This window comes from Enterobacter sp. MEB024 (assembly GCF_030209635.1).
GTDB classification, from domain to species: domain Bacteria; phylum Pseudomonadota; class Gammaproteobacteria; order Enterobacterales; family Enterobacteriaceae; genus Enterobacter; species Enterobacter ludwigii.
In genome coordinates, this window is sequence record NZ_JARVRQ010000006.1 from 489,131 (window position 1) to 506,691 (window position 17,561).

General features: G+C 55.8%; 14 protein-coding genes. 2 read left to right on the forward strand and 12 right to left on the reverse strand.

All coding sequences use genetic code 11. The features are described 5' to 3' along the window. The first annotated feature begins 31 nt into the window (after positions 1 to 31). A complete protein-coding gene (locus QRN24_RS13945) occupies positions 32 to 1,963 on the forward strand; it encodes a methyl-accepting chemotaxis protein (RefSeq protein WP_219372619.1) in 1,932 nt (643 codons plus the stop codon). Here QRN24_RS13945 and QRN24_RS13950 read toward each other — a convergent pair. Beyond that, entirely contained in the window at positions 1,960 to 3,582 is a 1,623-nt protein-coding gene (locus QRN24_RS13950) for an isovaleryl-CoA dehydrogenase (RefSeq protein WP_047355590.1), read from the reverse strand. The genes QRN24_RS13945 and QRN24_RS13950 overlap by 4 nt on opposite strands. A gap of 194 nt (positions 3,583 to 3,776) precedes the next feature. Between QRN24_RS13950 and QRN24_RS13955 the strand changes: the two genes are divergently transcribed. After that, positions 3,777 to 5,051: an MFS transporter gene (locus tag QRN24_RS13955; protein ID WP_040018462.1), complete on the forward strand. Its 1,275-nt coding sequence runs from the start codon at positions 3,777 to 3,779 to the stop codon at positions 5,049 to 5,051. A gap of 67 nt (positions 5,052 to 5,118) precedes the next feature. Here QRN24_RS13955 and rlmB read toward each other — a convergent pair whose 3' ends face one another. The 11 genes from rlmB to mutL form a co-directional block, all read right to left on the reverse strand. After that, positions 5,119 to 5,853 (reverse strand): 23S rRNA (guanosine(2251)-2'-O)-methyltransferase RlmB, encoded by a 735-nt coding sequence (gene rlmB, locus QRN24_RS13960; protein ID WP_014168319.1) that lies wholly within the window; start codon positions 5,851 to 5,853, stop codon positions 5,119 to 5,121. A 69-nt stretch (positions 5,854 to 5,922) separates the two neighbouring features. After that, complete coding sequence (rnr, locus tag QRN24_RS13965) at positions 5,923 to 8,364, reverse strand: ribonuclease R (RefSeq protein ID WP_041162388.1); 2,442 nt, start codon at positions 8,362 to 8,364, stop codon at positions 5,923 to 5,925. Between the two features lie 38 nt (positions 8,365 to 8,402). Beyond that, positions 8,403 to 8,828, reverse strand: a complete 426-nt coding sequence (gene nsrR, locus QRN24_RS13970; protein ID WP_014168317.1) for a nitric oxide-sensing transcriptional repressor NsrR — start codon at positions 8,826 to 8,828, stop codon at positions 8,403 to 8,405. Positions 8,829 to 9,020: 192 nt separating this feature from the next. Further along, positions 9,021 to 10,319, reverse strand: coding sequence for an adenylosuccinate synthase (locus QRN24_RS13975; RefSeq protein ID WP_025206256.1), 1,299 nt, complete (start codon positions 10,317 to 10,319; stop codon positions 9,021 to 9,023). Positions 10,320 to 10,423: 104 nt separating this feature from the next. Continuing rightward, the gene (locus QRN24_RS13980; RefSeq protein ID WP_014168315.1) at positions 10,424 to 10,621 is read right to left on the reverse strand and encodes a DUF2065 domain-containing protein; all 198 of its coding nucleotides are present in this window, start codon (positions 10,619 to 10,621) and stop codon (positions 10,424 to 10,426) included. 71 nt (positions 10,622 to 10,692) lie between these two features. After that, complete coding sequence (gene hflC, locus QRN24_RS13985) at positions 10,693 to 11,697, reverse strand: protease modulator HflC (RefSeq protein WP_014168314.1); 1,005 nt, start codon at positions 11,695 to 11,697, stop codon at positions 10,693 to 10,695. A gap of 2 nt (positions 11,698 to 11,699) precedes the next feature. Beyond that, on the reverse strand, positions 11,700 to 12,962 hold the full coding sequence (gene hflK, locus QRN24_RS13990; RefSeq protein WP_014168313.1) for an FtsH protease activity modulator HflK: 1,263 nt from the start codon (positions 12,960 to 12,962) through the stop codon (positions 11,700 to 11,702). Positions 12,963 to 13,018: 56 nt separating this feature from the next. Beyond that, a complete protein-coding gene (gene hflX, locus QRN24_RS13995; protein WP_020882944.1) occupies positions 13,019 to 14,299 on the reverse strand; it encodes a ribosome rescue GTPase HflX in 1,281 nt (426 codons plus the stop codon). A 74-nt stretch (positions 14,300 to 14,373) separates the two neighbouring features. Beyond that, a complete protein-coding gene (gene hfq, locus QRN24_RS14000; RefSeq protein WP_014168311.1) occupies positions 14,374 to 14,685 on the reverse strand; it encodes an RNA chaperone Hfq in 312 nt (103 codons plus the stop codon). A gap of 86 nt (positions 14,686 to 14,771) precedes the next feature. Beyond that, positions 14,772 to 15,722: a tRNA (adenosine(37)-N6)-dimethylallyltransferase MiaA gene (gene miaA / locus QRN24_RS14005; RefSeq protein WP_284942819.1), complete on the reverse strand. Its 951-nt coding sequence runs from the start codon at positions 15,720 to 15,722 to the stop codon at positions 14,772 to 14,774. After that, positions 15,715 to 17,559, reverse strand: a complete 1,845-nt coding sequence (gene mutL, locus QRN24_RS14010; RefSeq protein ID WP_284942820.1) for a DNA mismatch repair endonuclease MutL — start codon at positions 17,557 to 17,559, stop codon at positions 15,715 to 15,717. The genes miaA and mutL overlap by 8 nt, the downstream gene beginning before the upstream one ends. Positions 17,560 to 17,561 lie beyond the last annotated feature (2 nt).

Sequence of the window (17,561 nt, forward strand, 5' to 3'; positions counted from 1 at the left end):
AAAGCCATACCTTTTCAATGATGAGCAATTTATGATCAACTTTTTCCGTCGTGCAGGTCTGGGTGCAAAGCTGTCGCTGCTTACCGGTGCCAGTGTCGCCATCCTGTTTCTGTTTTTCACTTTTCTGCTCAGCCAAAAAGCCAGCCAGCAGCTTGAAGCCCTCGCGATAGAAGACCTGCATAATCAGTCCACCGGCATGGTCGATATGGTGCAGATGTTTAACACCAGCCTGAGTGAAGAGGTCGAGAGTTATACCCGGCTGTTTACCACCTTTTTGCCCCAGCCACTGAGCGTTGATAACACTCAACCCCAGACGATTAACGGGATTAACGTTCCGCTCCTGAAAGGAGGGGAAACCGGACTGCATGAAAACAATACCCTTTCAGACGATTTTCTGAGCCGGACAGGGGCAATTTCTACCCTGTTTGTGCGTAGCGGTAACGACTTTGTGCGCGTCGCCACATCGCTGCGCAAAGAGAACGGCGAGCGGGCAATGGGCACCGTTCTGGATACCACCAGCCCGGCTTTTGCTGCCGTCACCCGGGGCGAGGTTTATCGCGGTCTGGCGCTGCTGTTCGGCAAGCGCTACATCACCCAATACCAGCCGGTTAAAAACGCGGACGGCCAGGTCATTGCAATCATCTTTGTTGGTGTGGACATCACTCACTCCTGGAACGTCATGCGCGAGAAAATCCTCAACCGTCGACTGGGCGAGAGCGGTCACTTCTTTGTTCTGGATCGCAGCCACGGCAAAACGCGCGGGCAGTATCTGTTCCACACCAGCGCGGAGGGAAAAGTACCGGAGTGGGATAGCGCTATCCAGCAACAGCTGTTGAGTGATAAATCCGGCACGCTGGAGCGCGTCAGTGCCGATGGTCGCACGCTGACCATGGCGTATACGCCGCTGCCAGGCTGGAACTGGGCCATTGTCGGCGAAGTGGATAAATCGGTACTGCTCTCAAGCGTGACCGCCATGCGCGACCGCTTCCTGCTGGCAGGGGTGGTGCTGTCAGTGCTCTTCGCGGGACTGTTTGTGGTCATTATACGACGCATACTGACACGCCCATTGCGCAATGTGATCCACCTGGCCCGACAGTATGCCGCAGGCGATCTGCGCTCCAGCCTGCCCGTGACCCGCCAGGATGAGGTCGGTCAGCTCATCGATGCCATTAACGGTATTGGAGGGGGACTGCAGAAAATTGTTCTTCAGGTGCGCGAGGCCGCAGCGGAGATCCATATGGGCACCAACGCGCTGGCATCCGATAGCGAAGAAATCTCCGGGCAGATTAACAAGCAGGCCAGCAGTGTAGAAGAGACGTCTGCCAGCATGGAGCAACTGGCCGCGACCGTGCAGCAAAATGCCGCCAACATGGAGCAAACGCAGCAGCTGGTAGGCGAAACGTCGCGCGCGGTACACCAGGGTGGCGAGACGGTCACCCACGCTGTCGCTACCATGGATGATATTCGCGAAGCATCAAAGCGAATCGAAGACATCACGCGCGTGATTGAATCTATCGCTTTTCAGACCAACATTCTGGCGCTTAACGCAGCGGTTGAAGCAGCCCGCGCAGGCGAGCACGGAAAAGGTTTTGCGGTGGTGGCGCAGGAGGTGCGCGCGCTGGCAGGACGCAGCGCCAACGCGGTGAAGGAAATTGAACAGCTCATCGGTGATACGCTCAGAAAAGTCAGCGAAGGCCATGCGCTGTCTGAACAAACGCGTCTGGCGATGGATTCCATCATCGTGCACATCGATAATATCAACAAGTTGGTCACGGAGATTAACCATGCGTCCCGCGAGCAATCCGCGGGAATAGGCCAGGTTAATCTGGCCATGACCCACATTGGCGAAGCGTCGCACATCAACGCCGACCGCGTCTTACGCAGCGAACAAACCGCACACACGCTGCGTGAGAAAGGCTCACACCTCACCCAACTGGTGAGCCTGTTCCAGCTAAAGAGTTAGCCAACCCTGCCCGTGGCACGCAACAGCAGGTCATTTTGCACCTGCTCGCTCATCAGCGTACCGCCACGGGTATCAAGCATCATGCGGCACCACGCCTGCGCCACGGGTGGCGATGCGTGACGCAGCATCTGACTTCCGGCCCCCAGCAGGAAAAGCTGTTGCGTGATCTCCCGTCCCTGCGCCTCCTGCGGTTTTCGCAGTTTTTGCTGAAGCTGACGCCAGCTGCGATCGAAGTGCCTGTCCTGCCCTTTTACCTGGGCAAAATCATCCACAAGCAGGTCGAGAATGCCGGATTGCTTCGTCAGTACACGCAGAACGTCCAGGCACATAATATTGCCGGATCCTTCCCAGATGCTGTTCACGGGCATCTCACGGTACAAACGGGGAAGCTCACTCTCCTCGCAGTAGCCTGTGCCGCCGAGCACTTCCATGGCTTCCGCCACAAACGGGATACCCGCTTTGCAGACGCTGTATTTCGCCGCGGGGGTGAAAAGGCGCGCCCAGGCGGCCTCCTGAGGATCGGCACGCCTGTCCCACGCCCGGGCCAGACGAAACAACAGTGCCGTCTGGCCCTCCAGCATCAGCGCCATGCGGCTCAGCACATCGCGCATGAGCGGCTGGTCGATAAGGTTTTTACCAAACGTCTGGCGTTGATGCGCATGGTAAAGCGCCACGGATAAAGCCCGACGCATCAGCCCATGGCTGCCCAGCGCGCAGTCAAACCGCGTCAGGCCGCCCATTCGGAGGATCTGGCGTACCCCTTCTCCCTCCTCCCCCAGCAGCCAGCCGGACGCATCCAGGAATTCCGCTTCGCTGCTGGCGTTAGAGCGGTTGCCGAGCTTCTCTTTCAGCCGCTCCAGACGTACGGCATTGCGTTGCCCGTCAGGCAAAAAGCGTGGAACAAAAAAGCAGGACAGCCCCCCTTTCGCCTGGGCCAGCACCAGATGCGCATCGCTTTGCGGCACAGAGAAAAACCATTTATGCCCGATAAGCCGGTAGCTGCCGTCACTGCACTTTTCCGCTTTGGTGGTATTGCTGAGTACGTCCGAGCCGCCCTGTTTTTCTGTCATCCCCATGCCAATCAGCAGGCCACGCTTTTGCGCCCCTGGGGCAAGATGAGGATCGTAACGATCGCTCATTAACGGCGTGATCCAGTCACGGAATGGCTCGGGCAGCGCCTGTTGCAGCAGCGGTGTAGCAGCAAAGGTCATGGTAACAGGGCAAAGCGTGCCCGCTTCTACCTGAGCGTGCAGGACAAAACGTGCAGCTCTGGCGACAAACGCGCCTTTGCGCGCCTCCTCTTCCCACGCCAGGTTATGGACACGGTTGGCGCAAAGTCCTTGCATTAAGAGGTGCCATGCGGGATGAAAGCGAACGTCATCCAGTCGCTCCCCTGTGGCGTCATAGCGTAATAACTCCGGCGGATTAACGTTCGCCAGCCTGCCCAGCTCCAGCGATTCCGCGGTTCCTAACTGCTGGCCGATGCTGGCAAGAAGCTCGATATCCCACTCGGCGCCTTCGCGAACAACCGCGTCACGCAGAGCGCAATCAGAGAGGAAAAGGTTGCTGTTTGAGAGCGGTGCAGGTTGATTAAAAACGGTATGGGTCTGCCAGTGCATGCTGTCTCCCTCCTTCAGTGGCAATGAAGATAAGTATGGACAGGCCACGTGCACGCTGCATGGGAGTGAGGTCACACGATGACGATCCCGCTGATATCATTCGTGAAATAGCTCACAGAACATAAGAATAAACTATTTCGCGCATTCGCTTTTGTTGAATAATTTATTCTTACCCCCTTTCAGTGAGGAACGTTATGCAACCGGACGCGCACAAGCGTGCATTAATTGCAGGCTCCATTGGTAACTTTATCGAGTGGTATGAGTTTGCGGTCTATGGTTTTCTGGCGACCGTAATTGCGAAGAACTTCTTCCAGCTTGAGGGGGACGCGGGGCTGACCAGCCTGATCCTTACCTACGCTTCCTTTGCCATCGCCTTCTTCTTCCGCCCGCTGGGCGCGGTGGTGTTTGGCAGAATAGGTGACCGGATAGGCCGAAAACCGACGCTGATTATTGTACTGGTGCTGATGACGCTGGCCACCGCCGCAATCGGTATTGTGCCGGTCTATGCCAGCATCGGTATTGCCGCCCCGCTGATTATCACGCTGCTGCGCATCCTGCAGGGATTGTTCGCCGGTGGTGAGTATGGCGGCGCCGTCTCGCTGATGACGGAGTTTGCCCCACGCGGCAAGCGGGGCCTCTACGGTGCATGGCAGTCATTTACCGTCGCGCTGGGCCTGTTAGCAGGCGCTGGCATTGTCGCACTGCTCTCCGCCCTTTTGACACCGGAAGCCCTGCATGACTGGGGCTGGCGCATCCCGTTCTTCCTGGCATTACCGATGGGCGTGGTGGCGCTGTGGCTGCGGGTGAGTATGGAAGAGACGCCAAGCTTTGTGCAGCAGCAGGAAAAGCCGGTTGCCGCTCAGGCTGATACCGTCGCCACGCTCAACGCCATTGCGATGGGCATTGGCCGGGTGATGGTCTGGTCAGCCGCGGGTTATACCTATCTGGTGATTATGCCCACCTATCTGCAGTCGGCGCTGCATACCGGGTTTAATCAGGCGCTGTTGATTGCGGTGATTTCGAATATCGGTTTTGCGCTGACGATTATTCCGTCCGGGATCCTGAGCGACAAAATCGGACGCCGCACGGTGATGATCGTCGCCACCACGTTGCTGCTGCTCCTTGCCCTGCCGCTGCTGAAGGTTTTACAGGCGGAGTCCAGCACGCTGGCAATCAAAGCGCTGGTGGTGCTGATTGCGGGTGGTCTGGTGGGGATGCTGGCAGGCCCCGGGCCGGCGATGCTCTCAGAGATGTTCCCGACGCGCGTACGGTATACCGGGCTTGGGCTGGCTTATTCCCTGTCGAACGCCCTTTTCTCGGGCTGCGCGGGGCTGATTATTACCGGGCTGATTAAAGAGACGGGCAACCTGGATATTCCGGCTTATTACGTCATGGCAACGGCGGTAGTGAGTATCTTCGCGCTGATGACGCTCAGGAAGGATGACCATTTGCGGTCACTGGAGGAGTGAGTTTTTCACCGTCTGGTGACTCTCCCACAGAAAATACGAAAGGCCGTCCTCAGGACGGCCTTGCTGTTTATTCCCCGCGCTGACGTACCGCTTCAAACAGGCAGATACCTGTTGCCACGGAGACGTTCAGAGACGACACGCTGCCCGCCATTGGAATGCTGATCAGCTCATCGCAATGCTCACGGGTCAGACGGCGCATACCTTCGCCCTCAGCACCCATCACCAGGGCCAGACGGCCGGTCATCTTGCTCTGATACAGAGTATGATCCGCTTCACCCGCGGTACCGACGATCCAGATATTCTCTTCCTGCAGCATACGCATGGTGCGCGCCAGGTTGGTGACGCGGATCAGCGGTACGTTTTCCGCTGCGCCACAGGCCACTTTCTTCGCCGTCGCGTTAAGCTGTGCAGAGCGATCCCTCGGCACGATAACCGCATGAACACCTGCCGCATCTGCGCTTCGCAGACATGCGCCAAGGTTGTGCGGGTCGGTCACGCCGTCAAGGATCAGGAAGAATGGATTTTCCAGCCCGGCGATAAGATCCGGCAGATCGTTTTCCTGATACTGACGACCTGGCTTAACGCGGGCAATAATGCCCTGGTGAACGGCACCTTCACTTTTCTCATCCAGGAACTGGCGGTTCGCCAGCTGGATCACGACACCTTGTGCTTCCAGGGCGTGGATCAGCGGCATCAGACGTTTGTCTTCACGCCCTTTCAGAATAAACACTTCCTGAAAACGCTCCGGTGCGCGCTCCAGCAGGGCCTGCACCGCGTGGATGCCGTAAATCATTTCACTCATTGATGGTTCTCGTTCTGTCTTTTCTTTTCCCTCTCTCCGCAGGAGAGAGGGTCAGGTTGAGGGGGAGAATTACTCCGCCTGCTGTTTCTTCGCTGCGCGCTTTGCCCTGGTGGCAGCCGCAATTTTCTGCGTTTTGGTGGACGGCTTTTTCGCCTTCCGGGCCTCTTTCTTTGCGGCCTTCGGCTTCTGTTTCTTCTCACCGCGGAACGCGCTGTCTGGCTCGAAGTTTACCTTCTTACCCGCCTGACGACGTTTGCCACCGCTGTTGCCGTTGCCCCCTTTTTTCGTCTTTTCACGCGCCGTTTTACCCACATTACGCGGGGCACGCTCGCTGGAGATCAGGCTAAAGTCAATTTTACGGTCGTCCATATTAACGGCTTCGACCTTCACTTCCACGCGATCGCCAAGACGATAGGTCTGGCCGCCAGATTCGCCAATCAGGCGCTGCCCGACCTGGTCGAAACGGTAATAGTCGTTATCCAGGCTGGAGACATGCACCAGACCGTCGATAAACAGTTCATCCAGACGGACGAAGAAACCAAAACCGGTGACGCTGGCAATCACGCCTTTAAAGACGTTACCTACCTGGTCCAGCATAAAGTCACACTTCAGCCAGTCTGCCACGTCGCGCGTCGCTTCATCTGCACGACGTTCGGCCATGGAACAGTGCTGACCGAGTTGCAGCATCTCTTCCATTGAATAATGGTAGCCACCGGTTTCGGTCGTATTACCTTTATGACCCTGCTCCTGCGCCAGCAGATACTTGATCGCGCGGTGCAGGGAAAGGTCCGGATAACGACGGATCGGCGAGGTAAAGTGGGCGTAAGACTGCAGCGCCAGACCGAAGTGACCGCGGTTTTCCGGATCGTAAATCGCCTGCTTCATGGAACGCAGCAACATGGTCTGCAGCATTTCCGCATCCGGGCGATCGCCAATCGACTCCAGCAATTCAGCGTAATCACGCGGCTCTGGCTTGTTACCGCCAGGCAGTTCCAGACCCAGTTCAGCCAGCACGGAGCGGAACGCAGTGATGGCTTCGGTCGACGGTTTATCGTGAATACGGAACAGCGCAGGTTCTTTGGCTTTCTCAACGAAACGTGCCGCCGAGATGTTTGCCAGAATCATACACTCTTCAATCAGCTTATGGGCATCGTTACGCTGGGTCTGCTCAATACGTTCAATGCGGCGTTCAGCGTTAAAGATGAACTTCGCCTCTTCGCTCTCAAACGAGATCCCGCCGCGCTCTTCACGCGCCTGATCCAGCGTTTTGTAGAGGTTATGCAGCTCTTCGATGTGTTTCACCAGCGGCGCATACTGCTCACGCAGATCCTGATCGCCCTGCAGCATATGCCAGACCTTGGTGTAGGTCAGGCGTGCATGGGAGCTCATTACCGCTTCGTAGAATTTATAACCCGTTAAGCGCCCTTTGGTGGAGATGGTCATCTCGCAGACCATACACAGGCGGTCAACCTGCGGGTTCAGGGAGCACAGGCCGTTAGACAAGACTTCCGGCAGCATCGGAATTACCTGCGACGGGAAGTAGACCGACGTTCCACGGCTGCGCGCTTCGTTATCCAGCGGAGTATGCGGGCGCACGTAATAGCTTACGTCAGCAATGGCAACCCACAGACGCCAGCCGCCGCCGCGTTTTTTCTCGCAATAAACGGCATCATCGAAGTCGCGGGCATCTTCACCATCAATAGTCACCAGCGGCAGATCGCGCAGATCCACGCGGCCCACCTTGGACTCTTCCGGCACGTCTTCTTTCAGGCCGACAACCTGCTCTTCAACCGCTTTCGGCCAGACGTAAGGAATTTCATGAGTACGCAGCGCCATATCAACGGCCATGCCGGTGCCCATGTTATCGCCCAACACTTCGACGATTTTCCCGACCGCCTTGGTGCGGCGGGTAGGACGCTGGGTGAGTTCAACCACCACCACAAAGCCCATACGGGCGCCCATCACCTCTTCAGGCGGGATCAGGATATCGAAGCTCAGGCGGCTGTCGTCCGGCACCACAAAGCCCACGCCTGCGTCGGTAAAGTAGCGGCCAACAATCTGGCTGGTTTTAGGGACCAGGACACGCACCACGCGCGCTTCGCGGCGACCTTTACGGTCCGCGCCCAGCGGTTGCGCCAGGATCTGGTCACCGTGAATGCACATCTTCATCTGCTCAGAGGAAAGATAAAGATCGTCTTTACGGCCTTCTACGCGCAGGAAGCCATAGCCATCACGGTGGCCGATGACGGTGCCTTTCAGCAGGTCAAGACGTTCGGGAAGCGCGTAGCACTGACGGCGGGTAAAGACCAGTTGCCCGTCGCGCTCCATCGCGCGCAGGCGGCGGCGAAGGGCTTCAATTTGCTCTTCACCTTCAATGTTTAATTCAACGGCAAGTTCTTCACGATTGGCGGGTTTTTCGCGTTTTGTTAAGTGTTCAATGATGAACTCGCGGCTGGGGATAGGATTCGCGTATTTTTCGGCTTCGCGTTCCTGGAAAGGATCATGTGACATATCGGTTCCTCCGTTGTCAGCTCCGGTGGAAATTTTCTTCATTCCACCAGCAATAATTTATAAAGTGGTTGATTCTCTTCAACCAAATCGGCCAGCGTGTAGTTATCCAGTTCCTTGAGAAAACTTTGCACGGCCAGAGAAAGTGCCTGTTTAAGGCGACAAGCGGGCGTAATGTGGCAGAACGCGCTGCTGCAGTTCACCAGAGACAATGGCTCCAGTTCACGTACCACATCCCCAACACGAATACTCTGCGCCGGTTTACCGAGACGGATCCCACCATTCTTCCCGCGGACGGCAGCAACGTATCCGGCACGACTAAGTTGATTGATTATTTTGACCATATGATTACGGGACACACCGTATACCTCTGTAACCTCAGAGATACTGGTCATTTTCCCATCGGGTAACGACGCCATGTAAATCAGCGCGCGTAAGCCGTAATCGGTGAAACTTGTTAACTGCACATCAACCTCAGGAAAAAGGGAAAACGCGGATAAACCGCACAGATATTCATTAATGATGATAAACCAGCCAGATAGTAAGCGGCTAATTTATTTGACAGACGGGGCGAAAAAGCGGAGATCGAGGAGCGTTCGCCGGATGGCGCGACGCGTATCCAGCCTGCGGGTTGTCCCGCAGGCCAGCAGTCACGAAGATTATGCGTCGAACGGGTCGCGCAGGATCATCGTTTCAGTACGATCAGGGCCGGTAGAGATAATGTCGATCGGCACTTCGGTCAGTTCTTCAATACGCTTGATGTAATTCAGCGCTGCCTGCGGCAGACCGCTACGCTCTTTCACACCGAACGTCGTTTCAGACCAGCCTGGCATGGTTTCGTAGATTGGCTCGATGCCTTTCCAGTCATCCGCAGCCAGCGGAGTGGTGGTCACTTCGCGACCATCAGGCATACGGTAGCCTACGCAGAGTTTCACCTCTTTCAGACCGTCCAGCACGTCCAGTTTGGTCAGGCAGAAACCAGACAGGGAGTTAATCTGTACTGCGCGACGCACGGCTACCACGTCCAGCCAGCCGGTACGACGACGACGACCGGTGGTCGCGCCAAACTCGTTACCCTGCTTGCACAGGAACTCGCCGGTTTCATCAAACAGCTCAGTCGGGAATGGACCCGCACCCACGCGAGTGGAGTAAGCTTTGATGATGCCCAGAACGTAATCCACATAACGTGGACCCAGACCAGAACCGGTCGCAACGCCACCCGCGGTGGTGTTAGAGGAGGTGACGTACGGATAGGTACCGTGGTCGATGTCCAGCAGCGTACCCTGCGCACCTTCGAACATGACGAAATCGCCACGCTTGCGCGCCTGGTCCAGCAGATCGGACACATCAACAACCATACCGGTCAGAATGTCAGCAATCGCCATGACGTCATCCAGCACTTTCTGGTAGTCAACAGCGTCAGCTTTATAGAAGTTCACCAGCTGGAAGTTGTGATATTCCATCACTTCTTTCAGTTTTTCAGCGAACGTCTCTTTATCAAACAGATCGCCCACGCGCAGACCGCGACGAGCAACTTTGTCTTCATAAGCCGGGCCGATACCACGACCGGTCGTGCCGATCGCTTTCGCGCCACGCGCTTTTTCACGCGCTACGTCCAGCGCCACGTGATAATCAAGGATCAGCGGGCAGGCTTCGGAGAGCAGCAGACGCTCGCGAACGGGGATACCACGGTCTTCCAGACCTTTCATCTCTTTCATCAGAGCAGCCGGAGACAGCACAACGCCGTTACCGATGATGCTGGTGACGTTTTCGCGAAGAATGCCTGATGGAATAAGATGGAGGACGGTTTTTTCACCGTTGATTACGAGAGTATGGCCTGCGTTGTGACCGCCCTGGTAGCGTACAACATATTTAGCCCGTTCAGTCAGAAGATCAACAATCTTCCCTTTACCTTCGTCACCCCATTGGGTGCCCAGTACGACGACGTTGTTACCCATTTTTTTCAAAATCACCGTTTGCTTAAAAATGGATTCTACCATCGCTTTTTCAGATATACAGCACTTTTTGACCTCAAAATACGCCAAACCAGATTACTTTTTGATCAGCCAATCGTTTTCCTCAACATGTAGTAGATAACGATGCCGGCAACCACAAGTCCGCCCCCAAATCGGCGCAAAATATTATCCGGCAACTGGCTCAGAGAGGCTATCATCCGACGCCATGCACGCGGATAAAGCATCGGTCCAAGGCCTTCCAGCACCAGAACCAGAGCCAGCGCAAGCCAAATCGTTGAATTCATTTTTCATCCTTATAAAAGAAAACCACCGCTCCGTTGAGAGCGGTGGTTTGAATACTCAAACTGGCCTGAGTTTATCGCGTTGCGTTAGCCGGCGTCTTCATGTAACGGAAGAAATCGCTGTCCGGGCTGAGCACCATCACATCCTGGTTGCTCTGGAAGCTGTTCTCGTAAGCACGCAGGCTACGGATAAAGGCGTAGAAGTCGGGATCCTGGCTGAAGGCATCGGCAAACAGTTTTGCCGCTTCGGCATCCCCTTCACCGCGCAGAATACGGCCCTGACGCTCAGATTCTGCCAGCGTCTTGGTCACTTCGTAATCCGCTGCCGCACGCAGTTTCTCCGCCTCTTCCTGACCTTGTGAACGATGACGACGGGCTACCGCTTCACGCTCGGCGCGCATACGGTTGTAAATCGCCTCGGACACTTCCGCTGGCAGGTTGATCTGCTTGATACGGACATCGACCACTTCGATACCCAGAGCAGCCATACTGTTCGGGTTGATCACCGGCACTTTGCCGTTGGTTTCAGCCTGAACGCGTTCTGCCGCTTTGGCAATGGCATCATCCGCTGCCGGGGTGGTGACTTCGTCTTCGGTTCCTGCAGAACCGGAGTTCAGCGCATCACGCACTTCCAGCGTCAGACGACCACGGGAGTCGGTAACAATGTCTTTCACATCCAGACGACCAATCTCAGAGCGCAGACGGTCAGAGAACTTACGTTTCAACAGCACTTCCGCCTGAGAAACGTCGCCACCGCCCGTTGCCAGGTAGTAGCGGCTGAAATCACTGATACGCCATTTGATGTAGGAATCAACGATCAGGTCTTTCTTCTCTTTGGTCACGAAACGGTCGGCCTGGTTATCCATGGTCTGGATACGGGCGTCGAGCGTTTTCACCGATTCAATCAGTGGCATTTTAAAGTGCAGGCCCGGCTCAAACACCAGCGGCTTGTTCTCGCTGTCGCGCAGAACTTTACCAAAACGCAGGGTAATTCCACGCTCGCCCTCTTTCACCACAAAGATAGAGGTATAAAGCACGACCAATACGATGATGATGATCGCAATAACTGACTTACGCATCCTTATTCCCCCTGACGCTGGTAGTCGTTACGCTGCGCGTTAGCACGGCGTTGGTCCATAATGTCACCATCGTTCGAAGAAGGCGTGGTTGTGGCGCTTGAGCTACCGGATGCCGCAGGTGGCAGACGCAGCAGGTTGTTGGCACCGCTGGTATCCGCCTTTGCCGCCGGCGCCGAACCGCCTTTCAGCATCTGATCCAACGGCAGTACCATCAGGTTTCCACCTTTGCTGTCGTTAACCAGTACCTTACGCGTATGGCTCAGCACTTTTTCCATGGTCTCAATATAAAGACGTTCACGGGTAATCTCCGGAGCCGCTTTATATTCTGGCAAAATCTTCGCGAAACGCGCCACTTCACCCTGAGCTTCCAGGACGGTCTGGGTTTTATACGCACGCGCTTCTTCAAGAATACGCTGCGCCTGACCGTTAGCACGTGGCTGAACTTCGTTGGTGTACGCTTCCGCTTCACGGATGTACTGTTGTTCGTTTTCACGGGCGGCAATCGCGTCATCAAACGCGGCCTTCACCTCTTCCGGCGGACGAGCAGCCTGGAAGTTGACGTCCAGCAGGGTGATACCCATGTTGTACGGGCGAATGGTCTCTTCCAGCTCACGCTGGGTATCGCTACGAATAACGGTACGACCTTCGGTCAGAATGCGGTCCATGGTGTATTTACCGATCACACCGCGCAGCGCACTGTCTGTGGCCTGGCGCAGACTGTCATCTGCACTGGTCACGCTAAACAGGTAGTGCTGCGGATCGGTGACGCGGTACTGGACGTTCATCTCAACGCGCACAACGTTCTCGTCGGAGGTCAGCATCACGCCGGACGCCGCCAGTTCACGGACAGACTCCACGTTCACCGCGGTCACGTCGTCAATGAAAGTCGGTTTCCAGTTCAGACCTGGCTCAACCAGATGGCTGAACTTCCCGAAACGGGTGACCACACCGCGTTCCGCTTCTTTAATGGTGTAGAACCCACTGGCAGCCCAGATGATCACCACGGCAGCGGCAACAATGCCCACCACGCGGCCCCCTAACTGCGGGCGCGGCCCCTGAGTGGAACCTCCACCAGAGCCAGAACCTTTACCTCCGCCAAGGCCACCAAGCTTCTTGCTTAGCTTGCGGAAGATATCATCCAGATCCGGTGGCCCCTGCTCGCGACCACCTTTGTTGCCATTTCCCCCAGAGTTGCCGCCTTGATTATTGCTGCTTCCCCACGGGTCGCGGTCTTGTCCGTTATTACCGGGCTGATTCCACGCCATGTATATGCTCCATATTTGTTATGCAAGGGCGAATTATTCAGGCATCCCCTTTCTGATCAGACGATATAGTCGACCAGCGCAGGTTCTTGTTTACAGAGGCGACGCCAGTCAACGATCGGCAAACGCACCTGCATCCCCACGCTGCCGTCATCCTCCATCCACTCTTTTTCTATCGCCTGAAGCTGATAAAACCGGCTGCGCAGCCTGCCTTCCTGTGGCGGCAATCGCAGCGTGTGCTGGGCTACCTCACCGGAAAGACGTTCTGTCAAAGCCTGGAAAAGCAGTGGCACACCAATACCGGTCTGAGCGGAAAGCCAGACCCGAATCGGTTTGTTCTCTTCATCTCGGTCGATACGCGGCTCAAAATCCTCCAGCATATCGATCTTGTTCATCACCAACAGCGTTGGGATGTCGTCGGCGTCGATCTCGTCGAGCACCACGTTTACCGCGTCGATGTTCTCCTGCAAGCGAACGTCTGCAGCATCAATGACGTGCAGCAGCAGGGTCGCCTGACGCGTCTCCTGCAGGGTGGCTTTAAACGCAGCCACCAGGTCATGCGGCAGGTGACGGATAAACCCTACGGTATCCGCCAGCACCGTTTCACCGACGTCGGCGACGTCAATACGACGCAATGTGGGGTCCAGGGTCGCAAACAGCTGGTCTGCGGCATAAACCTGGGCCTCAGTAATCTGGTTAAACAGGGTGGATTTACCGGCGTTGGTATACCCCACCAGCGACACCGTCGGGATGTCAGCTTTCGATCGCGCCCGACGTCCTTGCTCACGCTGTTTTTCAACGCGTTCCAGACGTGAAAGGATCTGGGTAATACGGCCACGCAACAGACGGCGGTCGGTTTCAAGCTGGGTCTCACCCGGACCGCGCAAACCAATCCCGCCCTTTTGTCTTTCAAGGTGGGTCCAGCCACGCACAAGCCGCGTTGCCAGATGGCGCAACTGCGCCAGCTCAACCTGCAGCTTACCTTCGTGAGTACGCGCACGTTGAGCGAAAATATCTAAAATCAAACCCGTGCGATCGATAACACGGCATTCGCAAAGACGTTCCAGGTTACGTTCCTGAGCCGGAGACAGCGCATGATCAAACAACACGACTGACGCGCCGGTTGCTTTTACGGCATCCGCAATTTCAACTGCTTTACCTTCACCAACAAAATACTTTGGGTGCGGCGCTTTACGGCTACCGGTAATCACCTGCATTGCTTCGACACCGGCGGAAGAGACCAGAGATTCAAACTCCTGGAGGTCTTCCATATCTTTGTCTTGCGTAAAATAGATGTGTACCAGCACCGCCTGCTCACCGGCATCATAACGGTCAAACAAGCGTAAATTCCTCAAAAAAGATCAGCGGGGAACGCAGGATCCCTGGCTCCCCGTGTGGATAACAGCCCGAAACCTTATTCGGTATCTTCGCTGTCCTGCGCAGGAGAAGAAGAACCCTGCGCGCTGCTGCCATGATGGTAGTTACTACCCGTGCCGCCGCCAGTGTTATTGCTGTGATGGGATACCGGACGAGACGGAACAACTGTAGAAATAGCGTGCTTATAGACCATCTGACTGACCGTGTTTTTCAACAGGATCACGAACTGATCGAAAGATTCAATCTGACCTTGCAGCTTAATACCATTCACCAAATAAATAGAAACTGGAACACGTTCCCGACGCAATGCGTTCAGGAACGGATCTTGTAAAGATTGCCCCTTAGCCATTCTATCTTTTCCTTATATGCTTGTTTTGTACTTAGAACCTTGCGATTCTGAAAAAATTGCGCACGATACGACTCAATTGTACACATTCAGTGAGCGATATCACCAACAACCTCAATCACTTCGTTTAACGCCTGTTGCGGTTTTTCACTGTCTAACCAGTGAACACCGTCCCAACCGCGCAACCAGGTGATCTGGCGCTTCGCTAACTGTCTCGTGGCGCAAACACCTCGATAAACCATTTCATCATATGAAATCTCGCCTTCAAGATATGACCACATCTGGCGGTATCCCACACAACGAACGGAAGGCATATCCGTATGCAAATCTCCACGGGCAAATAGCGCCCGCACTTCTGCTTCAAAATCTGAAGCTAACATCTGATGAAAACGCTGCTCAATTCGTTGATGGAGCAGTTCACGGCTCGCCGGGGCGATGGCGAACTGATGCACCTGATACGGCAGAGCGTCTCCTGACGTTTGCGTCAGTTCCGTTAAAGTTTTACCCGAAATGAAAAAAACTTCCAGTGCCCGGGAAAGCCTTTGCGGATCATTTGGATGGATCCGTGCTGCGGCAACCGGGTCAATCTCGGCCAGTTGCTTATGCAAAACGTCCCATCCCTGCTCTGCCGCCTGCTGCTCAATTTTTGCTCTTACTTCCGGATCCGCTGATGGCAGAGGTGAAAGCCCCTCCAGCAACGCCTTGAAATAAAGCATGGTTCCGCCAACCAACAGCGGTATACGTCCCGCCGCCGTTATCTCGGCCATCTCGGCTAACGCATCGCGGCGGAAATCCGCTGCGGAGTATGCCTGAGCCGGGTCGAGAATATCCAGCAAACGATGCGGTGTCGCACGCAGTTCGTCTGCGTCAGGCTTCGCCGTGCCGATGTCCATCCCTCGGTAGATAAGGGCAGAATCGACACTAATCAACTCTACAGGCAAAACTTTACGCAACTCAATGGCCAGTGCCGTTTTGCCGGAGGCCGTAGGGCCCATTAAAAAAATCGCCTTTGGCAGGCTCGCCTTGCTTACGTCAATCATGTTTCAGGGCATTCATCGCCGTTTGTAAATCAACAGGTTGTAATAACCCACCTGGCGGTGTCTTCACCAGATGCGGACAAAGGCGTTCAACCTCCGCCAGCACGCTAATGGCCTGCGCCATACTCCACGGCGTATGTTCGCTTGCCAGATGGCGGGCGATCCACTGCGCGGTGTTGGCGGCATCAAACGACGTTTGCTGCGCCAGGTAGCCTATCAGTTCAGGAATCAAGTTTTGTAAATTTTGTTGGCGTAAGGGTAAAGGCACTGCGCGAATGGTCACATGTTGTGGTTCGAGCACCATTTCAATGCCCATCTGCGCCAACAGGGCCTCTGCGCGACGCAGTACCCCTGTTTCTTCAGGGGATATTTTTAGCCGAACGGGGATCAGCAACGGTTGTGCACAGGCCGCGTTTTCACCCGGAGTAAGCTGCACTTGTTTAAGCCAGCGTTCCGCCACCGGCAATGCCAGAAGCATCACGTGGCCTTCGCGCTCCAGCAACGCCATATCCGGTGCGATAATCGTCAGAACCCGGCCAAAACTCTGGCTGTGGCCGTCCAGCGAAGGCGCTGGCACCGCGACAGGCGCTTTGCGCTCCACCGCGGGGGTTTCCAGCAATTTGCGGTACAACGCTCCCTGCTGTTTTTGATAGCCAGGCTGGGCGTTTGGATAGTTCGCTCCCGTTGGGCGCGGTGTGCTACCCGCAGCAGAGAAACGCGGGGCATCCGGCTCACGCGCCACGGCAGGTTCAGCAAAATGGTTCCGGCCCGCTGCAACACGGTTTTCCGGAAACGCGCGCGGGGCGGGTTCTTCTTTTTCCAGCGGCAGCGTCGGTTCAGCCTGCTGTTGCAATACGCTCAGCACGCCCTGATAGATAAAATCATGCACCAGACGTGACTGGTGGAACCGCACTTCATGCTTGGCAGGATGGACGTTAACGTCCACCTGGTGAGGATCGATTTCTAGATAGAGCACAAACGCGGGTTGCTGATCTGCGCCCAGTTTATCTTCACAGGCCTGACGAATGGCGTGGTTAATGAGGCGGTCACGCATCATGCGGCCGTTCACGTAGCAATACTGGATCTCAGCGAAGGCCGCGCTGCTCGCGTTGGGGTCAGCCACCCAGCCGCGCATGGCCAGATCGCCATGCTGCCACTCAATGGCCAGCGCGTGCTCGAGGAACGGTACGCCGCAGATAGCGCCCAAGCGGCGCTCTTTCTGCCCACCTTCCACCACGGCGCGGTACTGGCGCATGACTTTGCCGTTATGGCTAAGGTTAATGGTCACGTCAAACCGCGCCAGGGCAATGCGACGAATGATCTCATCGATATGCCCAAACTCGGTTTTTTCGGTACGCATAAACTTGCGTCGGGCGGGGGTGTTATAAAACAGATCCAGCACTTCCAGCGTCGTACCGACCGGGTGCGCCGCTGGTTTAATCGTCACGTCCATATCACGCCCTTCGGCGTACGCCTGCCAGGCTTCCTGCTGTTCAGCGGTACGGGAGGTGAGCGTGAGGCGGGAAACGGAGCTGATACTGGCCAGCGCTTCCCCGCGAAAACCGAGGCTAATGATCGCTTCCAGGTCATCAAGAGAGGCAATTTTACTGGTGGCATGACGCGCCAGCGCTAACGCCAGCTCGTCTTTTTTAATTCCACAGCCGTTGTCACGAATGCGAATCAGCTTTGCGCCGCCGCGTTCGATATCAATATCAATGCGGGTGGCCCCCGCATCAAGGCTGTTTTCTACCAGCTCCTTCACCACCGATGCAGGGCGCTCCACCACCTCACCGGCGGCGATTTGGTTCGCGAGCTGCGGCGGTAGAACCTGAATCGGCATGA

What these genes read in the sequence shown, in the direction of transcription:
- QRN24_RS13945 (WP_219372619.1), top strand. Translation starts at nt 32, where the DNA reads ATGATCAACTTTTTCCGTCGTGCAGGTCTGGGTGCAAAGCTGTCGCTG.
- QRN24_RS13950 (WP_047355590.1), bottom strand. Translation starts at nt 3,582, where the DNA reads ATGCACTGGCAGACCCATACCGTTTTTAATCAACCTGCACCGCTCTCA.
- QRN24_RS13955 (WP_040018462.1), top strand. Translation starts at nt 3,777, where the DNA reads ATGCAACCGGACGCGCACAAGCGTGCATTAATTGCAGGCTCCATTGGT.
- rlmB (WP_014168319.1), bottom strand. Translation starts at nt 5,853, where the DNA reads ATGAGTGAAATGATTTACGGCATCCACGCGGTGCAGGCCCTGCTGGAG.
- rnr (WP_041162388.1), bottom strand. Translation starts at nt 8,364, where the DNA reads ATGTCACATGATCCTTTCCAGGAACGCGAAGCCGAAAAATACGCGAAT.
- QRN24_RS13975 (WP_025206256.1), bottom strand. Translation starts at nt 10,319, where the DNA reads ATGGGTAACAACGTCGTCGTACTGGGCACCCAATGGGGTGACGAAGGT.
- QRN24_RS13980 (WP_014168315.1), bottom strand. Translation starts at nt 10,621, where the DNA reads ATGAATTCAACGATTTGGCTTGCGCTGGCTCTGGTTCTGGTGCTGGAA.
- hflC (WP_014168314.1), bottom strand. Translation starts at nt 11,697, where the DNA reads ATGCGTAAGTCAGTTATTGCGATCATCATCATCGTATTGGTCGTGCTT.
- hflK (WP_014168313.1), bottom strand. Translation starts at nt 12,962, where the DNA reads ATGGCGTGGAATCAGCCCGGTAATAACGGACAAGACCGCGACCCGTGG.
- hfq (WP_014168311.1), bottom strand. Translation starts at nt 14,685, where the DNA reads ATGGCTAAGGGGCAATCTTTACAAGATCCGTTCCTGAACGCATTGCGT.
- miaA (WP_284942819.1), bottom strand. Translation starts at nt 15,722, where the DNA reads ATGATTGACGTAAGCAAGGCGAGCCTGCCAAAGGCGATTTTTTTAATG.
- mutL (WP_284942820.1), bottom strand. Translation starts at nt 17,559, where the DNA reads ATGCCGATTCAGGTTCTACCGCCGCAGCTCGCGAACCAAATCGCCGCC.